Origin of the sequence: Allostigmatella hybrida, assembly GCF_020103775.1 — a bacterium.
Taxonomy (GTDB): domain Bacteria; phylum Myxococcota; class Myxococcia; order Myxococcales; family Myxococcaceae; genus Hyalangium; species Hyalangium aurantiaca.
This window is the reverse complement of the sequence record NZ_JAHXBH010000006.1, coordinates 275,132-287,029: the sequence shown is the minus strand read 5'-3', so window position 1 is coordinate 287,029 and position 11,898 is coordinate 275,132. Positions and strand designations below refer to the sequence as shown.

The 11,898-nt window shown below is 63.9% G+C and carries 10 protein-coding genes; 5 read left to right on the top strand and 5 right to left on the bottom strand.

Annotated features, from left to right (window positions below; all coding sequences use genetic code 11):
* The first annotated feature begins 194 nt into the window (after window positions 1-194).
* Window positions 195-1,538, top strand: a complete 1,344-nt coding sequence (locus KY661_RS13725; protein WP_225410623.1) for a hypothetical protein — start codon at window positions 195-197, stop codon at window positions 1,536-1,538.
* Between the two features lie 282 nt (window positions 1,539-1,820).
* Here the strand turns inward: KY661_RS13725 and KY661_RS13720 are convergent, their stop codons facing one another.
* Window positions 1,821-3,122, bottom strand: coding sequence for a flavin-containing monooxygenase (locus KY661_RS13720; protein WP_225410622.1), 1,302 nt, complete (start codon window positions 3,120-3,122; stop codon window positions 1,821-1,823).
* A 199-nt stretch (window positions 3,123-3,321) separates the two neighbouring features.
* A complete protein-coding gene (locus KY661_RS37720; protein ID WP_398577190.1) occupies window positions 3,322-3,795 on the bottom strand; it encodes a transposase zinc-binding domain-containing protein in 474 nt (157 codons plus the stop codon).
* A 288-nt stretch (window positions 3,796-4,083) separates the two neighbouring features.
* Between KY661_RS37720 and KY661_RS13710 the strand changes: the two genes are divergently transcribed.
* Together KY661_RS13710 and KY661_RS13705 are read left to right on the top strand one after the other, a co-directional pair.
* On the top strand, window positions 4,084-4,266 hold the full coding sequence (locus KY661_RS13710; RefSeq protein ID WP_225410620.1) for an ArsR/SmtB family transcription factor: 183 nt from the start codon (window positions 4,084-4,086) through the stop codon (window positions 4,264-4,266).
* Between the two features lie 47 nt (window positions 4,267-4,313).
* Window positions 4,314-6,710, top strand: coding sequence for an ATP-binding cassette domain-containing protein (locus tag KY661_RS13705; protein ID WP_225410619.1), 2,397 nt, complete (start codon window positions 4,314-4,316; stop codon window positions 6,708-6,710).
* Window positions 6,711-6,770: 60 nt separating this feature from the next.
* Here the strand turns inward: KY661_RS13705 and KY661_RS13700 are convergent, their stop codons facing one another.
* Window positions 6,771-7,922, bottom strand: coding sequence for a M12 family metallopeptidase (locus KY661_RS13700; RefSeq protein WP_075007080.1), 1,152 nt, complete (start codon window positions 7,920-7,922; stop codon window positions 6,771-6,773).
* A 252-nt stretch (window positions 7,923-8,174) separates the two neighbouring features.
* Between KY661_RS13700 and KY661_RS13695 the strand changes: the two genes are divergently transcribed.
* Entirely contained in the window at window positions 8,175-9,053 is an 879-nt protein-coding gene (locus KY661_RS13695; protein ID WP_225410618.1) for an alpha/beta fold hydrolase, read from the top strand.
* 56 nt (window positions 9,054-9,109) lie between these two features.
* Window positions 9,110-10,138, top strand: coding sequence for a PA0069 family radical SAM protein (locus KY661_RS13690; RefSeq protein WP_225410617.1), 1,029 nt, complete (start codon window positions 9,110-9,112; stop codon window positions 10,136-10,138).
* Window positions 10,139-10,146: 8 nt separating this feature from the next.
* Here the strand turns inward: KY661_RS13690 and KY661_RS13685 are convergent, their stop codons facing one another.
* A complete protein-coding gene (locus KY661_RS13685) occupies window positions 10,147-10,713 on the bottom strand; it encodes a chalcone isomerase family protein (RefSeq protein ID WP_075007082.1) in 567 nt (188 codons plus the stop codon).
* A gap of 35 nt (window positions 10,714-10,748) precedes the next feature.
* Window positions 10,749-11,837: a 3-phosphoserine/phosphohydroxythreonine transaminase gene (gene serC, locus KY661_RS13680; RefSeq protein WP_225410616.1), complete on the bottom strand. Its 1,089-nt coding sequence runs from the start codon at window positions 11,835-11,837 to the stop codon at window positions 10,749-10,751.
* Window positions 11,838-11,898: the final 61 nt, after the last annotated feature.

The following is an 11,898-nucleotide window of genomic DNA, read 5'->3' as shown; positions in this document are numbered from 1 at the left end:
AGTTGCTGAACTTGCGGGCATTGGGCAGCAGGCTGACGGCCACTCGCTCCGTGGGTGTCCAGCTCGTTCCGAGTGTGCTTCCGCAGGCCCCTTGCGCCGTTCTCCACGCGTCACGGGGGCCTGACCTGAGGGGAGGTGTCTGTACGCTCCGTGCGAAGGAACTTCCCCCTATCGTTCAATAGAGAGGGGGCCTGATGAGTTCCAAGACGCAGGTTTCGCAATGGGGTTGGAAGGGGCTGTTGCTGGGGCTGCTCGCACAGGCCGCATGCGGTGCGGTGCCGGAGGCACTGGAGGAGGCGGCGCGGGAAGACGCACAGGAGGACTCCGTCCCCACCTTGAATGCCCCCCCGAGCCCCGAGCCCACCTGGTCCACCCCTACTTTCGCCACTGGGACCGCAGTGGCCACGGATGGGCATCAGAGCCTGGTGGTTTGGCGGGATGTGCTCCGGCCGAGCGAGATGTTCGCCGCGCGCGTGTCGAAAAATGGCCGACTGCTCGACCCCGAATCCATCCCGCTCAATCCGGAGTCCGCCTTCGAACCAGGCGCGCCCGCGGTCGCCTTCGACGGCGAGCAATTCATCGTCACTTGGCACGGACCGTCTACGCTGATCGTGGCTCGCGTGAATCGCGATGGCACGCTGGAGGGCCCCCCCATCGCCTTGGTGGAAACACCCGGCAGCGGCTCGTCCAGGTCTGGCATCGCCTGCACCTGGCGTAAGTGCTTGGTGGCCTGGGCAGAGTACCTGGTGCCCCAGGGCGTCCGGGGCATCATGGTGGAGTTCGAGGGCACGGACATCCGCAGCCGGGAAATCCTCATCGCGTCTCCCACCCCGGCCAACACCTCGTTCGGCGTCCCGGTGGCTTTCTCCAACAACCGCTTCCTCGTCGCCTGGAGCAGTGATGCCCTGAGTCTCCCGAAGGTCTTCGCTGCCCGCGTGACGTACGATGGGACCGTGCTCGACCCGGGTGGCTTCCTCCTCTCGGACACACCAGGAGCGCAGACCTTCCTGGACGCTGTCGGGACAAGACAGGGCTTCCTCGTCGCCTGGAGCGACTCGCGCACAGGGACCCTGGACATCTTCGGAACGTTCGTGAGACCCGATGGCTTCGTGCCCAACCGCGAGGGCTTTCCCATTTCCACCGGCCCGGATGAAGACTTCACTCCCGCCCTCGCCTACGACGGGCACCGGGTGCTCGCCACCTGGGCCCGGCAAAGCCCGGGACAAATCACCCTCCTGGGCAATTTCGTGAGTGCTGGCGGCACGCTGGATCCTGAGGACAGCTTCCTCTTATCGGATGGCGCGTTCGCCCGCGAACTCGACCAGGATGTGGTCTCCCTGAACGGAAAGTTCTTCATGGCCCATGGCGCCGCGTCCATCGTCGACGAGCCACCCTTTCAGGTCATCCTCGGTACCCGCGTGAAGAAGGACGGTACGCGTGTCGATGATCCAGCCATTCGTATCTCGCACTCGCCATCGGTCGAGGAGACTTTGCCGGCGTCCCAGCCCTTGGCGCCGAAGGGGCGGACACAGGACTGAAGCCGCCCACGTCGCGATGCACGTGATTCACACCGTGCTTCCTTCCATGCAGGCGCCATCCCCCGCGCTCTGCCCTCGCGCGGAGGCCAGGTGAGCACTCGCCGGGGGCAATCCCAGGTGCTCCAGAATCGCTCTCACACCTCCTGCTCCCTTCACGGACGCCAACACCCGTAAGCCCCGGCTCCGCCCCTGCTTGTCGAGGATGGCGCTTGCCATCAGAACGTTTCTGGCGGCCTTTGCGGAGTCCGAAGCAGGAGGAGGTTCGGCTGCTTCGCAATGAGTTCATCTTCCCTTTTTCTGCTTCACGGCTCGTTTCACGAAGTGTTTCAGAAGGAATCGCCCCAGTCGTATTTCTCGCTTGAATTGGGTTACACCCACCAGCATCCTTGCATCTGCAGCCTTCAATCGAACAAAGTCCTCAGCAATCGGATGATTCATTCCCTCTTGAGATAAAATAATCTCTGCGAGGAGTCTCGAAGCTTCTGAAATGAGGGGACCTGCCCCACCGCGTGGCTGCACTAGTCCAAAAATATAGAGATTAGCTATTCCAGGAGCCATCATATTGGCCACTCGTTTTGGATAGCCATTTTCCCATTCGAAAAATTTCCTATCCAGAAACGGAAGGGAGGCGTGAAAACCCGTGGCCCAAACCAAGGTATCAATCTCCTTTTGAGTTCCGTCCTTGAAGTACACATTTTTATTTTCGAATTTCTCAATATCAGGCTTGGGTGAAATGCGTCCATGCCGAATGAAATACATGAGTTGAGAATTAAGGATCGGATGATAGTCGTACAGGTTATGGTCTGGCGTTGCCAGCCCGTATTTTTCATTGGATCCATTGGTCAACCTGAGCATCGTCTTTAGAAAAAGCTTCTGAGCAAACATCGGGAACCAAGGGCGATCAACCTCGGCAGTGGGTATGCCAAGCACAGTCTTAGGAAGAAAGTGATATCCACGTCGCATGGAAATCGTACTTTCAAAATTATAGGTGGCGGCTTCAACAGCGATATCGCATCCAGAGTTTCCAGATCCTACGACGAGGACTCTTTTTCCATCAAAATCACTGATATTCTTATAGTCTTTTGAGTGAAGCGATTTTCCGGTAAAGACTCCTGGGTACGCTGGTATACGTTTGTCCCAGTGATGGCCGTTAGCGACGACTACGCCCCGATAATGCCGAGTCTCACCGCTGCTGAGGCGAACATTCCAGCCCTTCATTCCTTTGGCATCAACCGGAGTGATGTCTGTGACTTCTTTACGAAACTCAATATGCTGTCGGAGATTAAAAGAGTCTGCAAATGACTTCAAATAATCCAACACCTGAGCTCTGCTGGGAAAGTCAGGGTAGTGCTCGGGCATTGGAAAGCCAGTGAACCCAGTAGAATCCCGAGAGGAAATCAGGTGGGTAGAGTCATAAACGCCATCCAGCCAGTTACCACCCACCTCAGAGTTCTTGTCTAGACAATCGAATGCAACTCCATAATCCAAGAATGCCTTGGAAACCCCCAGTCCGCAAAATCCAGCGCCAATGATGCAGTACCGATCCGAAGTGGATTGTTGAGGTGAGGGCTCAGTGGATTGCATAGAGTTTGGGTTCTTTTTTTGTGCACACATATTGAACTCCCTACAACACTTGTTGAACTCGGGTCAAATGTGAGGTGCTTCAGAAACGCGCGCACCCCTCGGGCTGCCTTCACGTACGCCAAGACTCGCCGCCTGCCTCCACACCTCACGCAGGCGAACACCTCGAAGCCGAACGTCCTCTTCAGCAACTCTGCCCAAGTCAGTCGCGGCGTGCGCTCCTTCTTCGCATCCTCATTCGCCGCTGCCTCAGGCGATGGGCTCGCCTCTTGATGAGCCCCAAGTGCTCCGTAGCGGCATAGCCGCTCCAACCCCTGCCTGCCGTTCGCATGCAAGTGCGTGCAAAGCGGAGCCGAAGAACGGGATGAATGACACGGCCCCGGCCTGCACACCCCGTAGGCCCTGCCGCCGTGCCCTCCGTCGCTGCAGGGCTTGCCCCCGCGCGCAGGAAGAGGGTGAGAACGTCCGAGAGGAGCCCCACGTCCTTGAGCAGCACCCACCGCACCCGATGCGCAAAGGACAGCGTCCACTGCCGGTAGGGCACATGCGGCAGCACCTGCTCCACCCGGTGCACTGCCGTCACATGCGCTCGCTTCGCGTTGCAGGAGGGACACACCCCTCGTCCCTTGCACCAGAAGGCGACGAGAAACGCGTCCTTGCCACTCTCGCAGCGCACCCGCGCCAAGCCGTGCGCCAGCACTCCACACTCCAGGTACCGGCGAGACGGGACGGAGCGGAGGAACAACCCACTGTGAGATCAAGGCGTTAGCCAGTAACAACGCGACCTGCTTGGGGTTTTGCTTCCGCCTTGCCGTGGGTTCGATTCCCGCCGCCTCCATCCCGAGAAGCTTGGCAACCCGGTGAGGTTGCTGGGCTTGACGAACTTCAGCGCCCGGGCGGCCCGATTCGCACCCTTGACAACCCATAAGCACCAACTTACGCGCTGTGCATGCAGAGCGAGGCCGTGGCCGAAAACAAGATCACGCGTGGCGAAGCAGCGGTGAAGGACCTCACGGCGCGCTTCGACATCTCGCAGCCGACGGTCTCGCAGCACCTCGCCACCTTGAAAGACGCCGGCCTCGTGACCGGACGGCGCGAGGGGCGCTGTGTCTATTACAACTGGATCTCGCACTACCGTTCCTTCTAGACGGAGCACGCCGGCCGCCTCGAACAACTGCTGGAGAAAATGGACCCATGACGCCCACCGACAAGACCGCACCCTCCAAACAGTTCCTCGCGGACAGCCACGGCCTGATCCGCGTCCAGGGCGCCCGTGAGAACAACCTGAAGGACGTCAGCGTCGAGATCCCCAAGCGGCGTTTGACGGTGTTTACCGGCGTCTCGGGCTCGGGCAAGTCGTCGCTGGTGTTCGGCATCATCGCCGCGGAATCACAGCGGCTGATCAACGAGACCTACAGCGCGTTCGTGCAGGGTTTCATGCCGGCGCTGGCCCGGCCCGAGGTCGACGTCCTGGAAGGGCTGACGACCGCGATCATCATCGACCAGGAGCGAATGGGCGCCAACTCCCGCTCGACGGTCGGCACGGTGACCGATGCCAACGCGATGCTGCGCGTGCTGTTCAGCCGTCTCGGCAAACCGCACATCGGCTCGTCCAACGCCTTCTCGTTCAACGTCCCGTCGGTCCGCGGCGTCGGGCAGATCGCGGTCGAGAAGGGAGAGGGCAAGACCGAGAAGCGCGTCTTCACCGTCAACGGTGGCATGTGCCCGCGCTGCGAGGGCATGGGCTCGGTCAACGACATCGATCTGTCCCAGCTGTACGACGACAGCAAATCCCTCAATGAGGGGGCGCTCACGGTCCCCGGCTACACGGCTGACGGCTGGTACGTGCGCACCTTCGCGGGCTCGGGCTTCCTGGACCCGGACAAGCCGATCCGCGACTACACCAAGAAAGAGCGCCACGACTTCCTCTACAAAGAGCCCACCAAGGTGAAGGTTCAGAACGTGAACGTCACCTACGAGGGCCTGGTTCCGCGGATCCAGAAGTCGTTCCTGTCCAAGGACGTCGACGCGATGCAGCCGCACATCCGGGCGTTCGTGGAGCGCGCGGTCACCTTCACCACCTGTCCCGAGTGCAACGGTACCCGCCTCAACGAGGCCGCCCGCTCCTCCAAGATCAAGGGGATCAACATCGCCGAGGCCTGCGCGATGCAGATCAACGACCTGGCCGAGTGGGTGCGCGGTCTGGACAAGCCGTCCGTCGCGCCGCTGCTCACGGCGCTGCGCGAGACGCTCGACTCGTTCGTAGAGCTCGGGCTGGGCTACCTCAGCCTCGACCGGCCGTCCGGCACGCTGTCGGGCGGTGAGGCGCAGCGCACCAAGATGATCCGCCACCTCGGCTCGTCGCTCACCGACGTGACCTACGTCTTCGACGAGCCGACGGCCGGGCTGCACCCCCACGACATCCAGCGGATGAACAGCCTGCTGTTGCGGCTGCGCGACAAGGGCAACACCGTGCTCGTGGTCGAGCACAAGCCGGAGACGATCGCGATCGCCGACCACGCCGTCGATCTCGGCCCCGGTGCCGGCACCGCTGGCGGTAGGGTGGTCTTCGAGGGCACCGTGGAGGCGCTGCGGGCCAGCGGCACGCTCACCGGGCGTCACCTGAGCGACCGGGCCTCCCTGAAACCGTCCGTGCGGACGCCGTCGGGGGTGATGGAGGTGCGCGGTGCCCGCACCCACAACCTGAAGGGCGTCGACGTCGACATCCCGCTCGGCGTGCTGGTGGTGGTGACCGGCGTGGCGGGCTCGGGCAAGAGCTCCCTCATCCACGGCTCCGTGTGTGGCCGGAAGGGGGTGGTCTCGGTCGACCAGACGCCGATCCGGGGCTCGCGGCGGAGCAACCCGGCGACATACACCGACCTGCTGGAGCCGATCCGCAAGGCGTTCGCGAAGGCCAACGGCGTGAAGCCCGCCCTGTTCAGCGCCAACTCAGAGGGGGCCTGTCCGGTCTGCAACGGCGCCGGGGTCATCTACACCGACCTGGCCATGATGGCCGGCGTCACCTCTGTGTGCGAAGAGTGCGAGGGCCGGCGGTTCCAGGCGTCGGTGCTGGACTACCGGCTCGGCGGGCTCAACATCGCCGAGGTGCTCGACCTGCCAGTGGATGAGGCGGTCCGCTTCTTCGACACCGGCAAGGCGCGCACGCCGTCCGCGCACGCGATCCTCCAGCGCATGGCTGACGTGGGGCTCGGCTACCTGCGGCTCGGCCAACCGCTCACCACGCTGTCAGGGGGAGAGCGGCAGCGGCTCAAGCTCGCGACGCACATGGGGGCCGAGGGCGGTGTCTACGTGCTCGACGAGCCGACCACCGGGTTGCACCTGGCCGACCTCAAGCAGTTGCTCGGGCTACTGGACCGGCTGGTCGACTCTGGAAAGTCGGTCATCGTGATCGAGCACAACCAAGCGGTGATGGCGCACGCCGACTGGATCATCGACCTCGGGCCGGGCGCGGGCCACGACGGCGGGAGGATCGTGTTCCAAGGCCCCCCGGCCGGCCTGGTGGCGGCGAGGTCGACGCTGACCGGCGAGCACCTGGCGGCATTCACTGGCGGCCAGAAGAAGTCCCACTGAAAGGGAGGGCGGCGATAACGCCTTGAAGCGCACGCCGCCCTCCGAGGGCCTGAGGCCCTGTTACTTCCGAGTGATGCGGAACGACGAGATGATGTCGTTGAAGTTGTAATTCGCCAGGTTCGGCACATCACAGCCACACGCGATGGCACTTCCGGCGAAGTTGATGTCGTTGAACACCGTCCACTCGTAGCCGGGGGTCACCTTGATCGAGGAGATGCGGTCATTGAACTGCGTCCCGACCCACGAGCTGTCGCTGGTGGCGCAGAAGCTCTCGCCCCGGTAGTCGGCGTCCGTGTAGAAGCAGACGCCGGTGTTCGAGCCACCACCGCCGTAGATGGCGCGAATGGCATCGAGGTCGCCCTGGGTGAAGGTGTTGAGGCGGTCGTTGCCAACCCGCTCCGGGGGGAAGCCGTTCTTGGGAACGTAATCCCAACGGCCATTCACGTAGTAGTTGCGGTAGTGCATCATCGACTCGAAGTCGTACGCCCCGATGGGCGTGCCCGCAGAGCCCCAGTCAATGGCGTTCTGGCTGCCACCCGCGTTGACGGTGACCCAGTTGTCGCGGTCTTGACGTACCTGCTCGTGCGCCAGGCCGACCGCGTGGCCGAGCTCGTGCCGGGCCGGGTTCACCCCACAGCCGTTGCCGATCGACAGGTCCTGCCGTCCGCCGATCTTGCCCACGTAGCTCCAACAGCCGTCGCTGGTGACGATCCGCACGTAGTCCGCCTGGTTGGTCCGGGGCACCCAGCGGATGGACGTCTTGGCGTCATAGTCCGCCTTGGCGCCCGCGAAGGCCGAGCGCGTCTCCGCCGACGCGGCGGGGTCAATTTCGTACGGGATGACACCGTTGGGCCACTTCTGCCCGGTGGCGTTGATGATGCCAGAGCCCATGGCTCCGACTTCCGTGTCACCGTCCAGCCGCAGCATGATCTGCTTGTCCGCGCTGATCACCTTCGTGCCAGAGACTTCACCGATCACCTGGTCGCCGACGAAGGCGTAGTTGCCCTTGAGCACCGCCGTGACGGGATCCTTGATACCGGCCAGCCGCACCTGGAAGGTCCGGCCTTTCGGGTACTGGGAGCTGTACACGGCGTCGCTTTCCACCGCGCGATCGTGCTCGCTGCTCACCGCGTCCAACTCCTGCTCTCCACACGCAGTGCTCAGCAACCCCAAGGCCAGAAAAGCAGCGTGACGCATTCCACGGTTGAACATGTCGCCTCCTTCAAGTTGTGCAACGCAGCCTGAGGTGCGGACCGCGCACCTCCTCGAAACCCGCAGCCACGATGAGCCATCAAATCATCGAAAACAAGCAAAAGTAGTCATAACTGCTTATGCCGCCATCGCAGACTTAACTGCTTTTGTGAAAAATTCCGCGTCGAAACGTTTGTGGGGTTGGAAAAGGACCGATGATTTCCGGAGGCCTGTGGCGTCAAAGAGGCACTGCACTTCTTTTTCGGAGGTCCCATGCACCTGCCACACCGGAATTTCTCGCTTCTCGTCCTCTGCCTCGTCGCCCTGGGAACGCAGGCCTTCGCTCAACCCAAGCAGAAGGCGCCCGGCAGCTACGCGAAGATCAACGGGCTCGAGCTCTACTATGAGGTTCATGGCAAGGGCCGGCCCCTGGTGCTCCTCCACGGAGGGCTCGGGTCGACGTCCATGTTCGGCGACAACCTCAAGGCCCTTGCGAAGCACTACAAGGTCATCGCGGTGGATCTTCAGGGGCACGGGCGGACGGCCGACATCGACCGGCCGCTCAGCGTCGAGCTGATGGCCGACGACGTGGCGGCCCTCATCCAGCACCTCAAGCTGGGACGGGCGGACGTGTTCGGCTACTCACTTGGCGGTGGCGTCGCGCTGCTGGTGGGCCTGCGTCATCCGGAGCTCGTGAACAAGCTCGTCATCGTCTCCACGGCGTTCCGCCGCAATGCCTACTACCCAGAGATCCTCGCCCAGCAGGGGCAGGTCAACGAAGGGGCCGCCGAGATGATGAAGCAGACGCCCATGTACCAGGGCTACGTGGCCATCGCTCCCCGCCCCCAGGACTTCCCCAAGCTCCTGACGAAGATCGGCGAGGCGATGAAGCAGGACTTCGATTTCTCGAAGCAGATCGCCTCGCTCCAGGCGCCCACGCTGGTCATGGCGGCCGACGCGGACCTGTTCCCCCCCTCGCACGCCGTGGAGTTCTTCGGACTGCTCGGCGGTGGCAAGCGGGACGGGGGCTGGGATGGCGCGGGGCGGCCGAAGTCGCGGCTCGCCATTCTGCCGGGGCTGACGCACTACAACATCTTCGCCTCGCCGCTCATGGTGTCCGTCGCGCTGCCGTTCCTGCAGGAAGGCACCTGAGGCCTCACACCGGCACGGCGCTTGACTGAACGCACTTTCAGGCCCACCGTGAAGGCATGAAGCCACGTCCGGTCTCCAACCCACCCAACCCCTGGGCCAGCACCGAGGTGGAGTACCTCGAGGAGATTCCACCCTCCCGGCTGGAGGTGCTGGAGGACCACAGCCGCGAGGTGATGGCTCGCAACAACAGCCCGGACGTCTGCTTCACCTGGAGCGTGAATCCTTACCGGGGGTGCATGCACGCCTGCGCTTACTGCTACGCCCGCCCCACGCACGAGTACCTGAGCCTGGGGGCGGGCACGGACTTCGAGACGCGCATCGTCGTGAAGCCCCACGCCGCGGAGCTGCTCCGGGAAGCCTTCGAGCGCCCCCGCTGGCAAGGCGAGACGGTGGCCTTCAGCGGTGTCACCGACTGCTACCAGCCCCTGGAGTCCTCGCTGCGCCTGACCCGCGCGTGTCTGGAGGTCTGCGCCGAGTACCGGAACCCCGTGGCCATCATCACCAAGGCGCCCCTCATCGAGCGGGATCTGGACGTGCTCCAGACCCTGGCACACGAGGCCCAGCTGTGGGTGAGCATCAGCCTGCCCTTCCACAATCCGGAGCTGGCGCGGGCCATGGAGCCCTACGTGGCCACGCCGAAGCGGCGCCTGCTCACCATCGAGCGGCTGGCGGCGGCAGGCATCTCGGTGGCGGTGTCCGTGGCCCCCATCATCCCGGGCCTCAACGATGAGGACATCGCCAAGGTGCTCGCCTCGGCCCGGGAGGCCGGGGCCACGCGCGCCCACTACACCCTGCTGCGGCTGCCCGGCCCCGTGAAGGACGTCTTCGAGGAGCGGCTGCGGGCCAAGTTGCCCCTGCGCGCCGAGCGGGTCCTGCACCGCATCCGGGAGACGCGCGGCGGAGAGCTGTCCGACGCGCGCTTCCAGCACCGCATGCGTGGAGAGGGGCTCTACGCGGAGACCATCTCCCAGCTCTTCCACACCGCCGCGCGCAAAGTCGGCATGCGCATGTCCTCCGTGACAGAGGATGCGCCCACCCCGTTCCGGCGGCCCGCGCGGCCCAAGGCACAGCTCAGCCTCTTCTGAGCCGTCCCTCAGTCCTCCTTGCCGAGCATCCCGTCCTTGAGGCCCCCGTCCACGGGGCTCTTGCCCAGCCACACCCCGAAGAGCGCGTCCGCGAAGTCCTTGCCCTCCACGGAGATCTCCTGGCCCGCCTTGCTCTGCACGCTCGTGCCCTTGCCCGGCACATAGGTGAGCACCAGCTCATCGCCCTTCTTCAGGTCCGGGATGGCCGCCTTGAAGGTGTCCAGCCGCTGTTGCAGCGCGGGCATCTGCGCCTTGTTGTTCTTCTGGATGCCGTCGGAGATGGCGTCGGTGATCTTCGACTTCTCCAGGTCGCGCAGCATCGTCATCCGCACGCGCTTGATCTGATCCGAGCTGAGGATCTGCGTGGCGTCCTGCGACGGCGTCTCCAGGTAGAGCCCCACCGTGTAGACCTTGAAGATGGCCTTGGTGCGCAGGCCCGCCCCGTTGAGCTTCAGCTCCTTGCCCTCCACCGCCAGGGTCGCGGGAAACTTCACCCCCGCCACCGTCTTCTCCTGGGCGAGGGCAGGCAGCGCGAGGGTCAGGCTCAGCACGAGGGCGGACAGCGTCGAGTTCATGGACTTCTCCCGGTCAGCGGATGGACCCCCTGAGCCTAACCGCGTGTCCGGACGAATTCGTCCATGAAGGACACCAGCGCCCGGACATTGTCCACTGTCACCGCATTGTAGAGCGACACGCGGATGCCCCCCGCGCTGCGGTGCCCCTTGAGCCCCACCATGCCCGCCTTCTTCGACTCGGCCACGAAGGCCTCGTCCAGCGCCTCGGTGGGCAGCCGGAACACCACGTTCATGTACGAGCGGGAGTCCTTCTCCACCGGCCCCCGGTAGAACTCCGGGTGGCGGTCGATGGCCGCGTAGAGCAGGTCCCCCTTCTGGCGGTTCCAGGCCTCCAGCTGCTTCAGCCCGCCTACGTCCTGGATCCACGACAGCACGTTGCGGCACAGGTAGATCGCGAACGTGGGCGGCGTGTTGTAGAGCGAGTTGTTCTCCGCGTAGGTGCTGTAGCGGAAGATCTTCGGAATGTTCTTGCTCCCCCGGGCCATGAACTCCTTGGCCACCACCACGATGACGATGCCCGAGGGGCCTACGTTCTTCTGCGCGCCCGCGTAGATGAGCGCGAACTGGCTCACGTCGATGGGCTTCCACAGCAGGTCCGAGCTCATGTCCGCCACCAGCGGCACGGCGCCCACGTTCGGGAACGTGTGCCACTGCGTCCCATAGATGGTGTTGTTGCTCGTCATGTGGACATACGCCGCCCGGGGGTCCACCTTCAGCTCGTCCTGCCGCGGCACGCGCGTGTAGCGCTTGTCCGCGTTCACGGTGGTGGCCGCGATGCGCGGCTTGCCGTAGTACTTCGCCTCGTCGAAGGCCTTCTCGCTCCACACCCCCGTCATCAGGAAGTCCGCGCTGGTCTCCGGCGTGAGGAAGTTCATCGGAATCTGCGCGAACTGCTGCGAGGCGCCGCCCTGCAGGAAGAGCACCTGGTGGGTGTCCGGGATGCCCAGCAGCTTCGTGAGCAGCGCGATGGCCTCCTCGTGGACGGCGTCGTACTCCTTGCCGCGGTGGCTGTGCTCCATGATGCTCATGCCCGAGCCCTGGAACTCGAGCAGCTCGTCGCGGGCTCGCTCCAGCGCCGGCAGGGGCAGCCCGGCGGGTCCAGCGTTGAAGTTGATGACGCGCATGGCGGTGTCCTCGCGGAAAGGAATGCGGCGCCGCCCATTCTCTCCGAGCCGCCCCCAAGGG